Genomic DNA, 17,758 nt, shown 5'->3' with positions numbered 1-17,758 from the left:
TCATTCTTCCGGAAGTTCCAAAGGTTCCACGAGGAAGGTCAGATTGTCTCTGCTAAGGATTCTCGCTTGGCTTCCTTGAGGAATCCGACTTTTCTTGGAAACGGCGTCCCATTCCACTCCTTGAAACAGAACCCTTCCACCCTTTCTTTCCACAAGGACATCCTTGACGACCGGGACGAGTCTTCCGATCTGATCGTCCGCGGGAATCGCGTGCTCGGTTTGTGCGGGAAAGAGTTTTCGGATCGTTTGACTTCCTACATAGATAAGTCCGGTCGAGAGGGAAGCCCAGATTCCCAACTGCCAACCAAGGCCGAAGTCGAATAAGTAAACGAGAATTCCTGTAAGAATTCCAGCGGTTCCCAGAAGGGCTACGAAGGTTCCCGGAATAAAGAATTCGGCGAAAATCAAAAAGATTCCTCCGCCGATCCAGATCGTCACGGGTAAGTTGGAAAGAAAATCAGGCATGAAAGACGCATTCTCCCGAGTGGAACAGATTCGTAAATTTTTTTCGGAGTTCAATCCGTTTTTTCTATTTTAAAAAAAAGGCAAAGGATCGAAATGATCCAAGGTAAGGCCATGAAAAAGAAAATTCTTCTTGTTTTGTTAACCGCACTTGTTTTGCTCCAATTCCTCCCGCTAAACGCTCCGACCGGATCCAATCGGAATGAAATCAAGACGAACGAAGAAGTAAAAAAGATATTGAGGAAATCCTGTTACGATTGTCATTCCGATCTGACCGTCTGGCCTTGGTACACGAAAGTATTTCCGATCAATGTTTATCTGTATCATCACGTGGAAGAAGGAAAAGGTGAGTTGAATTTTTCGGAATGGGAAACCCTGAGTAAAAAGGACAAGGCGAAAAAAGGGGATGAAATTTTAGAAACCCTGGAAGATGGAGAAATGCCACTGAGTGATTACGTACTTCTTCATCCGAACGCAAAAATTTCCAAAGAGGAAAGGGAGGTTTTGAAAAACTGGATCCAAGGTTTGGAAGAAGACTTCCAGAAAGAACCGTAAAAAATAAACTGACCAAGTTCGTATGACTCAAAAAGAAAAAAAACTCTGGGGCGGAAGGTTTCAGGAAAAAGCGTCTTCCATTTTAGAAAGAATCGGAGAATCCGTCTCCTTCGATCACAAACTCTATAAAGAAGACATCCAAGGAAGTATCGCTCATGCGAGAATGCTTCAAAAAATCGGCATTCTTACCAAAGAAGAATTATCACAAATCGAAACTTCTCTCGCGAAAATCCGGACCGAACTCGAAGAAGGAAAACTTGAATTCAAATCGGAACTCGAAGACATTCACATGCACATCGAGTCTCGTCTCACCGAACTGATCGGAGAGACCGGAAAAAAATTACACACGGCTCGTTCCAGAAACGATCAGGTCACACAAGACGTACGACTTTTTATTCTAAACCAAGGAAAAGAAATTCTAAGATCGATTTTTCACTTAAGAAATTCCTTATACGAAAAAGCAAAACAGAGTGTGGACGTTATCATCCCCGGATATACTCACCTTCAAGTCGCGCAACCGATTCGTGCTTCTCAGTATTTGCTTTCTTGGTTTTGGGCATTGGAAAGAGATCAAGAATTTCTTCGCTTCGCTCTTCAGTCTTCGAGAGAATTGGCTCTCGGATCGGGAGCGATGGCCGGAGTCAACTATCCGACCGATCGGGAATTTTTAAAAAAAGAATTGGGTCTTTCCAAAGTGTCTCACAATTCGATGGACGGCGTTGCGAGTAGGGATCATATTCTACAATTCTTATTTGCCGCGAGTCAATTGATGATTCACGCCTCGCGGATCTGCGAGGATATCATCTTGTATTCTTCGCAAGAATTCGGAATTCTAAAATTACCGGATTCTTTGACCACGGGTTCTTCGATCATGCCTCAAAAGAAGAATCCGGACATCGCAGAACTCATCCGTGGGAAGTCGGGAAGGGTCATCGGAAATCTGAATCATATTTTAGTCATGTTGAAAGGACTTCCTTCCACTTACAATCGGGATCTTCAAGAGGACAAACTCGCGCTTTTTGATTCGATCGAAACGGTTCAGATCAGTTTGGAAGGAATCCAAGCGATGATCGAAGGTTGGATCTGGGTTCCGGAACGCGCGGAAGCGTCTTTGAAAAACGGGTTCGCGACCGCGACCGATTTGGCTGACTATCTCGTGGGTCAGAAGAAAATTCCGTTTCGCACCGCTCATGAACTTGTTGGAACCTTGGTCGGAATTTGCGTCCAAAAGAGAATGACTCTTTTCGATCTTCCCGAATCGGATCGAATTTCCGTCTCGGAACATTTTGCAGGAAAAGAATACGAAGATGCGGTTTCTCTTTCTCTTTCTGCGGATAAGAAAATTTCCTACGGTGGGACTTCTCGGGAAAGACAAGAGGAACAATTAAAAATTGCGCTGGAATCTTTGAAGGAAGCTGAAAAATGGCTGTTATGAGAAAATTTTCTTGGATCTTAGTTTTACTTTGTTTTTTTGCCTGCAATCGAAATCCGTTTGCTGAATCCAGATATCAACCCGTTGCTTATTCGCCTTCTTCGGTCGTAGTTCCAAAACCGGAAACCGCTGTGATTCCTTTGCCGGATAAACCGGCGATCTACGCGATCTTTCTAACGACTCAGGGAAATATCGCAGTGGAACTTTTCGATAAGGATGCACCTAAAACGGTTCAGAACTTTATCGACCTCGCGCAAGGAGAAAAAGAATTCACGACTCGTTTCGGACAAAAGGTTAAAAAACCGTTTTATGACGGGCTTACATTTCATCGAGTAATCAAGGATTTTATGATCCAAGGCGGATGTCCGAGGGGAGATGGAACCGGAGGCCCGGGCTACGAATTCGACGACGAGATCAACGGAAAGTTTCTTGGCTTGGACAAGATCAAAGCGGGAGAAGCGCCCTATTATCAATATCAACTGCAAAGGGCCGTTGCAAACGAACTCCAAATCAAAAGTAGAGAGGAAGCGGAATCGAAAAGAGAATTGATCGAAAAAGCGTTCGAAGACGCAAAGAAACTCTCGGTCCTAGAAATTCTTTTTAGAATCGGTTACAAATACAATGAAACCCTCAATTCTCACAGGGCGGTAAAAGGCGCGCTCGCAATGGCAAATGCGGGACCGAACACCAACGGTTCTCAATTTTTTATCAACCAAGTGGATACTCCGCACTTGGACGGACTTCATACCGTTTTCGGACAATTGGTTTCCGGAAGTGAAGTGGTGGATAAGATCGTGGGCGCGGGGAATTCGAAGACCACGATCAAAAAAGTTCTGATCGTAGACAAAAGAGCGGTGGCAACTCCGGCACAATGACGACCGAATCGGACAAAACCAAAATGGGAAGTTTTCTTCCGGTCGTAAAGGAGTTGGCGGCTTATACCTCCGGCTCCAGCACGAATCGTATTTTAGAAAAACTTTCTACGTTTGCGGTGCAAGAGTCCGAATGCCGGGTTGCGATTATGGAAACCAACGACGGGAAAAATCTTCCCGATCATTTGGTGGAAATTCTGAGATTGTTTCGAATCGTTCATTTCAAACGGCAGGAAGTAAACTCGTATTACGAAACCGCGATGTCGAAATACGGAGTCATCAATTCTTTGACCGCGAAAAGAAGACCGACCGACGACGAAGCGAGGATCAAACAGGTCCTCACCGATTATATTCTAAAAATTGAATCTTATTTCGAAAAGAACGACATTTCCGACGAGGCGCTGATCAAGGAAATCAACCGATTCTTATCCGAACTCGAATCCTTTCATTTGTTAAACGAAGACAACCTTGGTTCTCTGGTTCTTTCCGCAAAAGCGATTTCTCTTTTACAACCTCCGATGGAAAAGTTGATCGCCTGTTATAAGGATTACGATCAGGTGGAATCCATTTTGAAACGCCTGATTCGGATCGGAGAAATGATCATCGAGGACGCAAAAGCCCCGGGATGATCTAAAAAGAGGGATTTTTTCAAAGCTTTTGGGAGAAAGTGCCGAAAATAAACCAGAATGATCCGGATTCTCCTCGTAATCTTTTTGACTCCATGGCTTCTTTGGGCCTTCCCAAAACGGGACGCTCGAGGATCCGTCTCTGAAAATTATCTCAGACAACAAGGAATGATTTCCTTGGATCTGAAGAAGATCCATTTCCGCGAAAACGACCGGATTCCCATAAAGATGTCCATCACCAACACGGGGAACGAAGTGGTAAGAATTTTTCCTTCCGGAAGAGATTTGGAATCGTATCGAATCGTGGTTCGAGACGAGGACGGAAATCAGATTCCGGAACGAGACGAGGAAAGAAGAATCGATCCCGTTTTAAAAAGAAGAAATACGATCGAATCCCTGGAAGGAAAGGAAATCAAAGAAATCATCCTACACAAAGACGAGGTCTTTTCGAAAGAAATCGATTTGAATGCTCGCTTTGATCTGAATCCGGGAAAGAAATATTTCGTCACCGCTTACTTTCATCCGAATATCACGGAAATGCCCGCTCTTTTTATTCGTTCCCGCAATCAGCCTTATTTCTTTTACGAGGAAAAACACAAGGAACCCGTTCTTTCTGCGATTCCGGAAAAAGATCCCACCGTGGACGGATTGGAACCCGAAGAGGTGATTCATCTTTTTCTCGGCTCGGAGAAGAAAAAAAATTGGACTCATCATTTCAAATGGATCTATTTTCCGGAATACATCCAAGCCTATGATCAGTATTCGGAAGAATACAACCGTTCCGAAGAATCGGAAAGAGACTTTCTTCTTGAGAATTTTAAAAAGTATCTGACCGAGTCCAGAGCGGGGCTCCTGGATTCTTATAGAATTCAGAGCGTGGAGACTGTTTCTCCGAGTTTGGCGAAAGTCACCGTCTTTGTGGAAAGAAGGTTGAATCGTCTTCGTTCCAAATACGAATACACATACACGCTCCGAAGAGTTCCCGACGAACAGGGAGGCTTTTGGAAAGTGTCTAACTTAGTAGCGAAGGTAAAAAAATGACAGAGATTTTATCACAAGATGAAATTGACGCGCTACTCAGCGCCATCAGTTCGGGTGAAGTAAACGAGTCGGACTATGCCTCCGTTTCCGAACAGAAAAAAGTTAAGATCTACGACTTCAAACGTCCGGATAAGTTTTCAAAAGACCAGATCCGTACTTTGCAGATGATGCACGAGACCTTCGCTCGTCTCGCGACCACCGGTCTTTCCGCTCAGCTCCGAGCCCTCGTTTCGGTGCACGTGGCTTCGGTAGATCAGTTGACCTATGAAGAATTTATCCGTTCGATTCCAAACCCGACAACACTCGCGGTCATCAACATGGATCCTCTGCGAGGTTCCGCGATTTTGGAGATCGACCCTTCGATTTCGTTTACGATCATCGACCGTCTGTTTGGCGGTAAGGGTGAACAAGCCAAGATTTCCCGAGAACTTTCGGAGATCGAGATGAGCGTTATGGAAGGGATCATCGTAAGAATTCTCGGAAACATGCGAGAATCTTGGTCCACTGTGATCGACTTAAGACCTCGTCTGGGAAACATCGAAACGAATCCTCAATTCGCTCAGGTGGTTCCTCCGAACGACATGGTGGTTTTGATCACACTTGAAACCAAAATCGGGGAAGTGGAAGGGATGACGAACCTTTGTATTCCCTATATCACGATCGAACCGATCATCAATAAGTTATCCGCGCAATACTGGTATTCTTCGATTCGAAAAGGGGAACTGGACGAGAACCGCGCCGTAATCCAAGAACGTTTGGATCAAGTTGCGATTCCACTGATTGCGGAAGTAGGTTCCGTGGACGTTTCCATCAACGACTTTATGAATCTTTCCGTAGGAGACGTGGTCAAACTCGAAAACACTTCTACGAGATCCGAGATGACCGTGAAAGTCGGAGAAAGGAAAAAATTCAAATGTCTTCCGGGAAGAGTGGGAAGCAGGCTCGCGATTCAGATAGGAGATCGAGTGGAAGACATTCCGGACGAACTCTTAGGATCTACGAGATCGGAACAAGAATACTGATCTAAGAAAAGATTCTTTCTAAAAATTCAAACGAGCTCTGGCCGAAGAGAAAATTCTTCCGTAGTTTCCTTTGAAAGGACTTGAAGTCCGATTTCAAGAACAGTTTAGAATTGAATTTGTTTGAAGGAAGATTTATCTGCCTCCATTTTTTTTTAAGGAAGTGGAATTCAAAAATATTTGAAATCGATCCGATTTCGCCTGAATATACGTGCACAAAAAAGGCGGCTCAAAAGGCCGCCTTTTTTCATTTCTTCAGGAAAGAAGATTTCAATTACTTTTTCCACTGAATACATTCACCGGGGCATTCGTCCATTTCTTTCTGAACGATTTTCCAGTCTTCTTCGGGAATCGCCGCGTTGTTGATGGTTTCTCCGCCGATATGAGTTTCCGAAGTATCATTGTCATCCATCTGAAAGTATTTCGGAAGATTGTCCGCACATTGATTACAGGAAGTGCAGTTGTCCTTATCTACATACGCAATTTTAGTCGCCATAGGCTTCGATTCTCCTGGGTTGGTCTCCCGGTCGCTTAAAAACAGGTTCCAAGATCAATTTTCTAATCACTCCTTAGACGGCAACTCCTTTTCTTTGGTTCTTTTCGCTTCGGATGCCACTTAGAGAAGAATTCTGAAGAAATCGCTTCCTCAATCAAATTCAAAAGAGGGAAAACTCTGGACTAGAAATAAATTTCGTGCTACCTTGCCTGGAAAGAATTTATAAATGGGAGAACCAGAATGATTCAAAAGGGTTTATGCCTGGCTTTGATCGTCCTATTCGCAATCGACTGTAGCAAATCTAAAAAAGAGGACCTCCAGGGCGGTGTTTTTACTTTTATCAAAGGTTCCGTGAAACTTACGGATAAAGCCGGAAAAGAAAAGAAGGTTGGAGTATCCGAATTCATTCTTCCGGAAGACAAAATTGAAACGGGAAAGGCTTCGTATGCGGACGTTCAATTGATGGACGGCGTGATCATCCGAGTAAAGGAAAATACGATTCTTACATTGAACAAGATTTATGTGGATTCCAAGAATGCGGAAATTTACGCGGACTTGAGTCTGAACAAAGGAAAAATCTTTTCCAAAGTCGGGACCAAGCTGGACAAATCTTCCGGATTCAAGGTCAGTACTCCGACTGTTACCGCGGCGGTTCGTGGAACCGATTTCCAAGTAGAAGTGGAAGGAAACAAATCGGAAACGCTCGTGTCTGACGGTTCCGTGGAAGTCGTCGACAACGATAACCCCGACCAAACCAATGTTGCGGACGCCGGAGAAAAAGTTACCTCCGACGGTAAAATTCAGAAAGAAGAAAAATTATCCGATGAGGAACTGAAAGAACTCCAAGAGGACTCTGCAACCGTTCAATCCGTAACGGAAGAACAAAGAAAACGGATCGAAGAAATCTTAAAAGACTTTAAGGAAAACAAAGAAAGAATTCTCCAAGGCCTCGAAGAACAAAAACAGAGAAACCAAGAGTTGATCAATTCGACAAAAGAAGAAAACAAAAGAATGATCGATGAAGTGAAAGAATCCGGTAAGGCGGAAAAAGAAGCGATTAAAAACGCCGCGGACGAAGAAAGAAAGAATATCAAGTCAGGAATTGATAAGGACAAAGAAGCCTTGGAAAATTCCAGAAAATCTCTCAAAGACCAAGTCAAACCTCAGTAAAAACTTTTTAGGATCTCCGATTTCGTTGTTAAGCGAAGTCGGAGAGTTTTCTGATCGACTTTCCTTTTCCGAAAATCACCTTCAAATGCAATCGATTCTGGAAGGTTACAACGCAACGTTTCGCAAAAATATCCGAAACGACTGATTGTATGGAAGCGCACAGGTTATTCGCTTATAAGTTCGAAATGCTATTTTTCTAAATTCTAAAAACTGAATATACTAAAGTCTGGGCTCAAGAAAGCATTATCTTCTACTAAAACTTTTAGTCGTAGTTCCTACTTCTGCCGTGAAAGCCACGCGCCCCACCCTGATTGGGTGGAGGAGGAGAGGAGGCGGGAAATAATTTTCAGAATTTTTCGTATCATAAAAAGAAAACTTTTTCCACAAAAAAAATCACACCTTTTTGTAGGACCTACGACAAGGATGCTTGGAAAAGAACTTGTTTTTTCCTCATTCTCCCTTCGCGTCGTTTCGCAGTTTAAAATAAAGAATGATCGAAGTAAAAATGAACGTGAATATGTTCGCTAAGATGATCGGAAAATCTTGTTTGAGACATCCGTAAACAAACCACATTACAACTCCCGTAACAAAGACGATGTACATGTTTCTCGAGATGTCTTTTGTGCTTCCGCCCATGACGATCCGAATCAACTGAGGAAGAAAGGAGACCGTAGTCAAAAGAGAAGCGAGATAACCTAAGAAGGTAACTGAATCCATTTTCGTCCTAAAATCCCTTATGCTCTTTTGTATTCTCTGGTTACGATCGTTTTGATTCCACCGCGTGGATTGTAATCCCCGATCACTTTCAGATATTTCGGATCGATCGCTTTGACCAAGTCATCCAGGATTTTGTTGACTACGAACTCGTGGAAGATTCCAACGTTTCGATAGCTAAGAATGTATTCTTTGAAAGATTTCAATTCGATACAACGGTTTGTGGGAACGTAGGAAATTTCGATGATTCCAAAATCGGGAAGGCCGGTCTTAGGACAAACCGCCGTGAACTCTGGAACCGTAAAATCGATTGTATAATCCTTTCCCTCGTAAACATTGGTGAAAGATTCGATTTCGGGAGTTTTTAGGGCCGGGATATGATCTTGTCTTCCGTCGTAGGTCTCTGGATTGATTGTTTCCATGGATTGTTCCTTTCATGACCAGACTTTTCAATCTTTCCCCCAGGAAAATTCTTTTTCCTGAATCCGAGTCTCTATCAAAGTTCTCTGAGGGGTGGAATGGAAATCCAAAAAAAAATTGCCGTCGTTGATTTCGGAGGGCAGTATGCTCACCTGATCGCATCCAGGATTCGAAGACTCGGCGCTTATACGGAAATTCTTTCCAACGAAGAACCTCTTTCCAGTTATCAAAAATACGCAGGCATCATTCTTTCCGGAGGACCGGAAAGCGTCTACGAACCGGATTCTCCCAGCATTTCTTCAAAACTTTTCGACCTCGGCATTCCTATATTAGGAATTTGTTACGGTCATCAACTCATCATGAAGCTCTTAGGTGGAGTTGTAGAACGTTCCGGAACGGGAGAATATGGTCCGGCTTCCTTGGAACTTCATTCACAAAACGGAAATTCTTTATTGAAGAATTTTGTGGGTGGGGAACAAGTCTGGATGAATCACGCAGACGAGGTTGTAAAACTTCCGGCGGGTTTTTCCAGAATCGCGTCTTCCAAAGACTGCGGATATGCGGTCGTAGAAAATTCTTCCAAGAAAATTTTTGGAATTCAATTTCATGCGGAAGTGAGTCACAGCGAAAAAGGCTCCGTGCTTCTGGAGAATTTCATCCAGATCTGCGGCGCTTCTCGCACTTGGGGAATCGATCAATTCCTCAAGGAAAAAATCAAAGAAATTCAAGAAACCGTAAAGCCGGAACAAAAAGTTTTTATGCTCGTTTCGGGCGGAGTCGATTCCACGGTTTCCTATCTTCTTCTCTGCAAGGCGCTTGGAACCGAAAGAGTTCTCGGTTTTTTAATCGATACCGGATTTATGCGAAAGGGTGAAGTTCTCCCTTTGCAAGACAAACTCAAATCGCAGAAGATTCACCTAACAGTGAGAGACGAATCGAATCTATTTTACGAAAGTTTAAAGGGAAAATCGGATCCGGAAGAAAAACGAAAGATCGTAGGAAATCTTTTTCTGGAAGCGAGAGATCGTGCTGTGAAAGAATTGGATCTGGAACACGGAGATTGGCTCCTCGGTCAAGGAACGATCTATCCCGATACGATCGAGTCGGGCGGGACTAAACATTCTCATACGATTAAGACCCATCACAATCGAGTGGAAGCGATCCAAAAACTCATCGAAGAAGGAAAGGTGATCGAACCGATTCGCGATCTTTATAAGGACGAGGTTCGTGATTTAGGTCTGCTTCTCGGTCTGGAACCGGAGTGGGTCGGTCGCCATCCTTTTCCCGGTCCGGGTCTTGTCGTTCGAATGCTCGCCGTTGAAAAAACGAGTACCGATTCGGATCAGAAAGAAATCGATTCTTATCTTTCCACACAGAACGGGTTGTCCGGAAAAATTCTTCCCGTCGCGAGCGTCGGAGTAAAGGGCGATCGTAGATCCTATGCCAACTGCGTCGTGTTAAACGACATCGATACGGATTGGAAAACTCTGGACCGGGTCGCAACTCATCTTTCCAATCAATTCTCCTTTATCAATCGGGTCGTTCTTCTTCCTTTTGAGAAGGATGTGAAGAATCTGGCCTTTCGTTTTACAGGAATGCAACTGGATAAAAAATGCTCCGATCTTCTTCGGGAAGCGGATTCTATTGTAGAATCGTTGATCTTCAAAGCGGGGCTTTACAATCAAATCTGGCAAATGCCGGTCGTCCTTCTTCCGATCGGAGAAAAGGAGATTGAGAAAAGTATCGTTCTTCGTCCTGTGGAATCTCAAGAGGCGATGACGGCGAATTTTTTTCCGATGAAACGAGAACTTCTCAAGGAAATCAAAATGGAAGTTCTTAAAATTCCCGGAATTCGTTACGTCTTTTTCGATCTTACGAACAAACCGCCGGGAACGATCGAGTGGGAATGATCAATCCTCGCTCTCAATTTTATACATTTTCACAGCCTGCGATTTTCCTTTCACCGTCACCTCGTCTAAAAATTCATGCGAAAACCGTGATGGATCTTTGAGTGAGGCGATCGTGACTTCGCTTGCAACGATCGGACAACCGAATTGTTTCGTCAGACCTTCGATTCGCGAAGCAAGATTTACGCTGTCTCCGATCACCGTACATTCCATTCGATTCTCGTGACCGATGATTCCCAGCATCAGATGACCCGTATGAATTCCGATTCCGATATCGACCGCTTCTTGGTTTTGACTCTTTCGGATTTCGTTGAATTTTCGAAGAGTTCTTCTCATCGCTAACGCGGCCTCCACCGCATCTTCCGCGCGACTCGGAAAGATCGCCATGATTGCGTCCCCGATAAATTTATCGATAAAACCGTGGTGTTCTCGAATCACAGGTGCGATTCTTCCCAAATAGTCGTTGATAAATTGAAAGTTCTCACCGGGTGTCATTTTTTCGGAGAGGGTCGTAAAGCCGCGAATATCGGAAAACATCACGGTCATCAGACCTTCCGTTTGATCGGCGAGTTGGGTTTCTAAGATGGATCGTTTGCTCAATAGAGCAAGGGTTTCTTTGGGAACGAAACGGCTGTACGCTTCGGAAAGTTGTTGTTGTGTGTGATAGGCGGACGCGTTTTCGATGGCGACCGCGATCTGATTTCCCACGATGCTCAATATCATTTCGTCTAACAACTTAAAGGCGTTCATCTCGGAACTTTCCACCGCGAATACTCCGAGCAATCTTTCTTTCACTAAAAGTGGGATGGCGATCTGACTTTTGGCGTCTTTCAGGCCGGGGAGTTCGATTTTTTTTTCTTCCCGTCCCATCGATTGACCCACCTGTCCCGCATAACGCATTTGTGTGGAAATTCCGACCATTCGCATGATCTTTTTTCGTTTTGCTACGACTCCGATGACTCCCTGTCCGAATTCCACTTTGGCTCCGATTCCGACTTCTTCATAGCCTCGGCTTGCGACTACTTTAAGGATTTCGGTTCCGTCCTGAACCATAAGAATGAGGGCGTGTTTGAAACCAAAGACCTCGTCCATCACCTTCATGATTCTCTCGAAGATTTGGTCGAGATCCAGCGTATTCAGGATTTCCGCAGAAATAGATTGGATGATTTCGACTTCGCGGGTTTTACGGTGAAGCTTTTGATTTAATTCTTCGATTCCTTTTTGGTTCTCGACGAATTGTTTTTTGAAATCTTCGATTTCCTGATCGTTCGGCACGATTAGGTCTCCTTCGCTTCAATGAGATTTTTTACGGAACGAACTTCGAAGATGTCCGCGGCCTTGAGTTTGAATACGTCGCTCATTCCGGACATGGAAGCGATCGCTTCCAGTTGCATTTCCATCGCGTCGAACAAATCTCCTTCTGTTTCCGTTCTCTGATAGTAGATTTCTAAAAGCCAAGGTTCCAAATTCTCCGGATTTAGAACTTGAAGTTGTGCGTGACGATTTTCCACCGCGTTCTTATGCGTTTTTCCGAAAAATTGATTCGAGATGGCCACATGACGTTCGTCGACTTGATACACCTGACTTACGATGGTCGCATTCGGAATTCCTTCTTTAGAGGACGTAACCATGATACTCGGTACAACTCCTTGCAAACAAGGTTGGATTTCTTCTAAGATCATTTCAATTTTTCTCCCGCTTTCGCTCCGGGCGATTGTTCAAACAATTCCGAAAGTTCGAACGTAATCGCGAACGCCGGTTTGATTTTGTATTTGGCCCAACCTTCTCCCGCTTTCGGTCCAAAAAATAGGGAGCTGGTTTCCGATCCCGCTTGTCGGATTTGATGCATGAGTTCGTAATCCTCTTCGGAACAATCACTCACTTGTTTTACAGTTCCTTTGAACTGTCTCGTTTTGAAAGAAGACATGTGGGCGACGGTTGTAGCGATCAAGCCGTTCTCCCGAATATCCTCCAAGCAGGCCTCTGCGACAACCTGAGGGACAAGCACCGTAATTTCCGTTTTGTTTTCGTTGTATCGGATTCCAAATCCTCTCGCAAAATGTGGTTTAAGATCCGCATTCCTCGTGGCGATGCTGATCGACAATGGTCCGCTGAATTCGCCTAAATCTTCTTGGGATAACATTTTACCTCCGTTGTTTTAAAAGTGGATTATCGTTTTCCGTCGGAGGATTCGGGGCAAGAAGAATTCTATTCCAAAGCTTGTGGGTGAAAAAAATGAGTTTCATTTAGTTGAATATTCAAATTATATAAAGTAACAGAAAGGGAGTGTTTGATTGAACTTTACGATTTGATTTTCTTGCGAGATGATAATTTGACCGGATGGAATTCGGAGTAGCTTTGGAGTGGTATTACGCTGAGAAAGAACGGTTTGGAAAAATCTCCTTTCTCTCTTTGAATCTGCTTTGGAGAATTCGAGTCGTTACGATAATTCCGGGATAACTTGAATCTTAAATTCCATCGAATTTTCTTGGAAATAAAGATCATCTTCCCTTTGTTCGATTCGTTTTGAGAATTCCAGAAGGAGTTCGCTCGAAAAAGAACCCCATTCTTCTTGCGGTGCGGGGTGGAGCAAAGAATTTCCTTGGATTCGCAATTGTTCCGGTTGGAACAAAACGAATCGACCCGGAGAATAGAAAAGTTTTTCCGATTCCCTTTTTCGGAATACGAAGATCGTGGTAGTTGGTTGGATAAAATTCCATTCGCCTGCACAAAGAGAGAGGTAAGGATATTCCGGATGAACTCCAGTTTCATTTTTACGAATTCTGGAAATGAAAAAATCCAGGAAGTGTGGGTCGTTCAACTCGGTGCCTTCGTGGAAGATTCGGCCACGAGAATCCATCTGATAAAAGTAGCTTCTTCTTTGACTCATAAAAATTTCCCCCATCCGGTAGATTCTTTGGGCCAAACGGTTTGAAACAGTAAAACGATGCGTAAAGACTGACTACAAAGACTTTTCTATTGACATCATACTTTCTCTTAAAATCATACCTTTTAACGGCGTCGTGGCCAAGTGGTAAGGCATGGCTCTGCAAAAGCTTGATCCCCGGTTCGAATCCGGGCGACGCCTGTCACTTTGTATCTGCCTGGATGGTGGAATGGTAGACACCCAGGACTTAAAATCCTGTGAGAGCAATCTCGTGCGAGTTCGAGTCTCGCTCCAGGTACCAAGGTTTTCCTTTTGCAAATTCTATCTCGTCTGCGGAATCACCGTGTCGCAGATCTTTCCGAAATCCAACTTTGGAAAATCCGCTCTTCCTTCCTTTTCAAATCCGGAGAACAAAATTCTAAAATCTCGGAAGAATACTCCGTCCGGAAATTCTTTCGGGTAGGTGTTCAACAGGAAATTCGGGATGAGGACCTCGTTTTTGCCCGGTTGTAAGAAACGTTCGATTTTTCCCAGATCTGCTTCTCCTTGTGCCCAATAGAGTTGATCCTGATCGAAGGAATCCCGAGAAACGATCGTGATTTCCACCTTTTTGGGTGGGTTCGTAGCATTCTCCGGAACGTGAATGGTAAAACTAAACGGAATCACTCGAGGGACCGGCGGATTGGGAAATCGATGCGTTAGACAACCTTCTACTTGAAATGGAAGAGACGCTTGCTCGACCGTGATGTTTGTCGCCGGGTTTTGAATTCCGATTTCGGAAAAATTAGGTTTTAGAAGATTCTTCTGAACCGTTTTTACGAGGTTCGGATCCGATGCCCGGACCCTTCGGTTATAGACTTCCAGAGGATTTAGATTCAATCGGGGAATCCAAAAAAGCCAGTAGAGGAAAAGTGGGATTCCGATCGCACCGAAGATCGAAAAGGAAAACTTTCCTCGAAATCGAAAGAACTTCGAATCCTCGGCGATTTCTCCGGCATTTTTTCGTTTCGGATCGTCTTCGGTCTTTTTTTGCATTTTCGAAGGGGAAGAAGAATCAGACGGAGGCTCCGATGAAAACTTGTTTGTTCCCGCGAGGAAGATTCCACAGAAGGCAAAGAAAGGAAGAAGAACCTCGTCGTCCAAAAGATAACACTGAAAAAATCCGGCCGGATAGAGACTTAGGATTCCGATCGTCAAAATAGATAGACTTCCGTTTTGATTCGGATCGATTCTAAAAAAACGATCCCATAACTTCCACCAAAACGAAAGAAACAAAATTCCCGAGAGGATTCCTCCCACTGCAACGAAATGAAGCAGGTCATTGTGCGCGTGTCCCCTCGGCGTGATATAGAGTTCATACCAGAGTTGTTCTTGTCCTTCGATCATCTTTGTCGATTCCTTCCAATGAGAATCCTTGTAATTTCCACCTCCGACTCCGAGAAGTAGATGATCTTTCACAAGAGGAATCGTATTCTTATAGATATAGTATCTTTGATTTTCCGTATTATGAACTTCGAATATTTGCGACACAGATCTTTGGATCAACCAGTTGTTTCGAAAGATATACGCGCCGGAGAAAAGTAGACAGAGAAGCCCGATCCCAAAGATCCATTTGGTTTTGCCCGTAAATTCCGGTATATTTTGTTTGAGTGAGAACGTTCCGTGTAACCCTGCGATGACGAGAAGGACAAAAACTCCCAACCAGATCGATCTGCTTTGGTTGAAAAAAAGGACGATCCACCCGCCGAGAAGAAGCGCGGTCCTTGCGTAAAACAAAAGATTCTTCTTTTCCTTCCCTCTTTGAAACCAATCCAAAAGTAGCCCCGGAAGAATTAGCCCCAAGAGTCCTCCATACGTTAGGTGCGTATTCATCATTCCGATCGGAAGATAGAGTTTGATCGGTCCAAGATTTCCCGAAAAATGTTGAAGACGATCGCCGGGTGCATAACGAAATCCGTTGGCGACGAACTTCCCGATTCTTACCTCCGAAAATAGACTGATCAGACCGAGAAGAATTGTGATCGTAGCACTCGCGTAGAGAAACCGGTTCAGAGTTTTTTGATTCTTTTTTTCGGACGCGATCAGATAAGAAGCCGGTAGAACCAAGAGCATCCAAAAATCCCCGAATTCGGATTGTTTGATGAATTTTTTAAAAAAGGGAGAATACGAATCCGCTTGTAGCAAGGAGGAAAAGAGCGTGAGAAGATACATTCCGAAAAAGATCAGAAAGAAACTTCGTATTCCTTTCCAATATCCCTTGTATTCTTTTTTGAAATACAAGAGGGGATAAGTGCTCGCAATCATTAGTCCGGCGAAAATCTGAGATACACTCACGGACTGCGGGAAGCTGAGCAAAAACAAACAAAGAGAAATCAGGGAGAGTCTTTCCCCATTCTTGATATATCCTTCTTTCAATGTCTGCTCCTCGGAAGTTCTTAAAAATTCCCTTAAAAAACCAATGACAGAGAAAGAATTCATTCTACCATTAGAAAAAAGAACTGATTCCGGGAATCAATCGAACAGATGGGAAAAACTATTCCAGCCAAGAAAAAGAAAACGGAAAAAAAAACCGATCCTGCTCCTTCCACTCGGGGCAAAAAATTATCAGTCGCTATCATCACTTACAACGAAGAAAGAAATATCGGTGCATGTATCGAATCGTGTCTGGAGATCGCCGATGAAATCGTGGTTCTCGATTCGATTAGTACGGATCGAACCGAAACGATTTCGAAATCGTATCCGAACGTTCGATTTTTCAAACAGAAATTCAAAGGTCATATCGAACAGAAGAATGACGCGATCGGACTTTGCAAATTCGACTGGATTCTTTCTTTGGACGCGGATGAACGAGTTTCTCCCGAATTACAACGTTCTCTTCGTAAGTTCAAAGAAGATCCGATCGAAAGTGATCGTAACGGGTTTCAAGTTTCCCGTCTTACTTTTCACATGGGACGATTTATCCGTTATTCCGGATGGTATCCTCAGTTTCGTTATCGCATCTTTAAAAAAGGAAATGCCCTTTGGGTCGGCGAAAATCCGCACGATTACATCAGCATCCAAGGAAAAGGCGGAAAACTTTCCGGGGATATCATCCACTATAGTTTTCGCGACCTCACTCACCAGGTGAATACGATCAACCAGTTTTCTTCGATTGTCGCTCTGACGAGACAGAGAAAGGGAAAACGTTTTTCAATTCTTAGGACGATCTACAAACCCTTTTCCAAATTCATCGAAACCTATTTTTTTAAATTCGGTTTTTTAGACGGCTTTCCCGGTTGGGTGATTGCGGTCTCGTCCGCATATTCCACGTTTCTCAAAGACGCTAAACAATACGAGCTCGAAAAAAAGATCATCGAAAGGCCGTCTAACGTGAAAGAGGGTTATGGGAGTTAAGTCTTTCTTTAAAAAATTCCTTTCCTTCTTTCGGAGAAGGAAAAAGAAAAAAGTTCACGCCGAAGAGGCGCCACCCGTTCGGGAAAGTTACGGATACAAACGGGAACTTTCCGAACTTAGGGAAAAGGCGGATCGTTTTTTTGTAACACGGAAGAAGGCGAACGGAATCGTTCATGAAACGAAATATTATAAAATTCTAAAGAACGGTCCAAAACTGTTTCGTCTTGAAGGAAAGGAAAAAAGTGGTCGGGAATATTCTCTCGTCGTTTCCACGGGAAATTTTTTGAGCTTACAAGGCGAAAAAATTTCCGGCGTTGTCTTTGTTCCGGAAGCGGAACTCAACCGAATTCTTTCCTACGAACACACGGATCTACAAAGCGTTTTTTCCCGGTTTCAACCCGAGGGGATCGCTGAAGATTTGAAGGTTTTATACGGAGAATCTGGTTCTTCCCAAGAATCTTGGAAAGACTTTTACATCTGGGAACCGATTTGGAAACAGCAGGTTCTCATCCGTCTGAAGCCGAGCCTTCTTGCGATTCTTCTCGTTTATATGGGTCCGGATTTCGAACAATTCTTCCAGTCGAATTCCACAAAAAGAATGAAGTCGATCGTTTCGGACGAATTGTATTTTTTAAACGTGAGCGGGAATCAAAAAGAAAATTCTCCTTATTCGGAAAATCTTTCGCTTCAAGATTTTGAAAAAGCAAAATCGGAATTCTTCCGAGTATTGGAACAGATACGAAAAAAAAGGGGTACAACCTAAG

Annotated in this window: 19 protein-coding genes and 2 tRNA genes; 12 read left to right on the top strand and 9 right to left on the bottom strand. The window is 43.7% G+C overall.

Features of this window, described 5'->3' with window-relative positions; genetic code table 11:
• Positions 1–465 carry an NfeD family protein gene (locus tag DLM75_RS09415; RefSeq protein ID WP_118968575.1) on the bottom strand — a complete coding sequence of 155 codons (465 nt, stop codon included), beginning with the start codon at positions 463–465 and terminating at the stop codon, positions 1–3.
• 111 nt (positions 466–576) lie between these two features.
• On the opposite strand from DLM75_RS09415, the gene DLM75_RS09410 reads away from it, so the two are divergent.
• Genes DLM75_RS09410 through fliM form a run of 6 tightly spaced genes read left to right on the top strand, consistent with a single transcriptional unit; the run spans position 577 to position 6,010 of the window.
• Complete coding sequence (locus DLM75_RS09410) at positions 577–1,017, top strand: heme-binding domain-containing protein (protein WP_118968262.1); 441 nt, start codon at positions 577–579, stop codon at positions 1,015–1,017.
• Between the two features lie 22 nt (positions 1,018–1,039).
• Positions 1,040–2,452 carry an argininosuccinate lyase gene (gene argH, locus DLM75_RS09405; protein ID WP_118968261.1) on the top strand — a complete coding sequence of 471 codons (1,413 nt, stop codon included), beginning with the start codon at positions 1,040–1,042 and terminating at the stop codon, positions 2,450–2,452.
• Positions 2,449–3,324 carry a peptidylprolyl isomerase gene (locus DLM75_RS09400; RefSeq protein WP_118968260.1) on the top strand — a complete coding sequence of 292 codons (876 nt, stop codon included), beginning with the start codon at positions 2,449–2,451 and terminating at the stop codon, positions 3,322–3,324. Before argH ends, DLM75_RS09400 begins: the two co-directional genes overlap by 4 nt.
• On the top strand, positions 3,321–3,950 hold the full coding sequence (locus DLM75_RS09395; protein ID WP_118968259.1) for a hypothetical protein: 630 nt from the start codon (positions 3,321–3,323) through the stop codon (positions 3,948–3,950). Before DLM75_RS09400 ends, DLM75_RS09395 begins: the two co-directional genes overlap by 4 nt.
• A gap of 57 nt (positions 3,951–4,007) precedes the next feature.
• Positions 4,008–4,988 (top strand): hypothetical protein, encoded by a 981-nt coding sequence (locus DLM75_RS09390; protein WP_118968258.1) that lies wholly within the window; start codon positions 4,008–4,010, stop codon positions 4,986–4,988.
• Positions 4,985–6,010 carry a flagellar motor switch protein FliM gene (gene fliM, locus DLM75_RS09385; RefSeq protein WP_069607178.1) on the top strand — a complete coding sequence of 342 codons (1,026 nt, stop codon included), beginning with the start codon at positions 4,985–4,987 and terminating at the stop codon, positions 6,008–6,010. Before DLM75_RS09390 ends, fliM begins: the two co-directional genes overlap by 4 nt.
• A 271-nt stretch (positions 6,011–6,281) precedes the next feature.
• On the opposite strand, the gene DLM75_RS09375 is transcribed toward fliM, so the two are convergent.
• Entirely contained in the window at positions 6,282–6,503 is a 222-nt protein-coding gene (locus DLM75_RS09375; RefSeq protein ID WP_069607179.1) for a ferredoxin, read from the bottom strand.
• A gap of 240 nt (positions 6,504–6,743) precedes the next feature.
• Here DLM75_RS09375 and lsa33 point away from each other — a divergent pair, with 240 nt between their 5' ends.
• Positions 6,744–7,673, top strand: coding sequence for a surface adhesin Lsa33 (gene lsa33, locus DLM75_RS09370; protein ID WP_118968256.1), 930 nt, complete (start codon positions 6,744–6,746; stop codon positions 7,671–7,673).
• 450 nt (positions 7,674–8,123) lie between these two features.
• On the opposite strand, the gene DLM75_RS09365 is transcribed toward lsa33, so the two are convergent.
• Both DLM75_RS09365 and queF read right to left on the bottom strand, forming a co-directional pair.
• Entirely contained in the window at positions 8,124–8,390 is a 267-nt protein-coding gene (locus tag DLM75_RS09365) for a SemiSWEET transporter (protein ID WP_118968255.1), read from the bottom strand.
• 17 nt (positions 8,391–8,407) lie between these two features.
• Positions 8,408–8,809 (bottom strand): preQ(1) synthase, encoded by a 402-nt coding sequence (gene queF, locus DLM75_RS09360; RefSeq protein WP_100783846.1) that lies wholly within the window; start codon positions 8,807–8,809, stop codon positions 8,408–8,410.
• A gap of 96 nt (positions 8,810–8,905) precedes the next feature.
• Here queF and guaA point away from each other — a divergent pair, with 96 nt between their 5' ends.
• On the top strand, positions 8,906–10,717 hold the full coding sequence (gene guaA, locus DLM75_RS09355) for a glutamine-hydrolyzing GMP synthase (protein ID WP_118968254.1): 1,812 nt from the start codon (positions 8,906–8,908) through the stop codon (positions 10,715–10,717).
• Here guaA and DLM75_RS09350 read toward each other — a convergent pair whose 3' ends face one another.
• The 4 genes from DLM75_RS09350 to DLM75_RS09335 all read right to left on the bottom strand — a co-directional run bounded on the left by DLM75_RS09350 (position 10,718) and on the right by DLM75_RS09335 (position 13,604).
• Entirely contained in the window at positions 10,718–11,989 is a 1,272-nt protein-coding gene (locus DLM75_RS09350; RefSeq protein ID WP_118968253.1) for an adenylate/guanylate cyclase domain-containing protein, read from the bottom strand.
• Positions 11,990–11,991: 2 nt separating this feature from the next.
• On the bottom strand, positions 11,992–12,396 hold the full coding sequence (locus DLM75_RS09345) for a pyridoxamine 5'-phosphate oxidase family protein (RefSeq protein WP_118968252.1): 405 nt from the start codon (positions 12,394–12,396) through the stop codon (positions 11,992–11,994).
• Positions 12,393–12,857: a hypothetical protein gene (locus tag DLM75_RS09340; protein ID WP_118968251.1), complete on the bottom strand. Its 465-nt coding sequence runs from the start codon at positions 12,855–12,857 to the stop codon at positions 12,393–12,395. Before DLM75_RS09340 ends, DLM75_RS09345 begins: the two co-directional genes overlap by 4 nt.
• A gap of 297 nt (positions 12,858–13,154) precedes the next feature.
• On the bottom strand, positions 13,155–13,604 hold the full coding sequence (locus tag DLM75_RS09335) for a DUF4505 family protein (protein ID WP_158586459.1): 450 nt from the start codon (positions 13,602–13,604) through the stop codon (positions 13,155–13,157).
• A 127-nt stretch (positions 13,605–13,731) separates the two neighbouring features.
• Between DLM75_RS09335 and DLM75_RS09330 the strand changes: the two genes are divergently transcribed.
• Both DLM75_RS09330 and DLM75_RS09325 read left to right on the top strand, forming a co-directional pair.
• Positions 13,732–13,802: transfer RNA gene (locus DLM75_RS09330), tRNA-Cys, on the top strand.
• A 14-nt stretch (positions 13,803–13,816) separates the two neighbouring features.
• Positions 13,817–13,902, top strand: a tRNA-Leu gene (locus DLM75_RS09325).
• A 20-nt stretch (positions 13,903–13,922) separates the two neighbouring features.
• Here the strand turns inward: DLM75_RS09325 and DLM75_RS09320 are convergent.
• Complete coding sequence (locus tag DLM75_RS09320; protein WP_118968574.1) at positions 13,923–16,016, bottom strand: O-antigen ligase family protein; 2,094 nt, start codon at positions 16,014–16,016, stop codon at positions 13,923–13,925.
• Positions 16,017–16,124: 108 nt separating this feature from the next.
• Between DLM75_RS09320 and DLM75_RS09315 the strand changes: the two genes are divergently transcribed.
• Both DLM75_RS09315 and DLM75_RS09310 read left to right on the top strand, forming a co-directional pair.
• Complete coding sequence (locus tag DLM75_RS09315; RefSeq protein WP_118968249.1) at positions 16,125–16,994, top strand: glycosyltransferase family 2 protein; 870 nt, start codon at positions 16,125–16,127, stop codon at positions 16,992–16,994.
• Positions 16,984–17,757, top strand: coding sequence for an LBBP_01157 family protein (locus DLM75_RS09310; protein WP_118968248.1), 774 nt, complete (start codon positions 16,984–16,986; stop codon positions 17,755–17,757). The genes DLM75_RS09315 and DLM75_RS09310 overlap by 11 nt, the downstream gene beginning before the upstream one ends.
• The last annotated feature ends 1 nt before the right edge of the window (position 17,758 follow it).

It is taken from the genome of Leptospira stimsonii, from assembly GCF_003545885.1.
Taxonomy (GTDB): domain Bacteria; phylum Spirochaetota; class Leptospiria; order Leptospirales; family Leptospiraceae; genus Leptospira; species Leptospira stimsonii.
The sequence above is the reverse complement of the archived record's forward strand: the minus strand, read 5'-3'. Positions and strand labels throughout refer to the sequence as shown.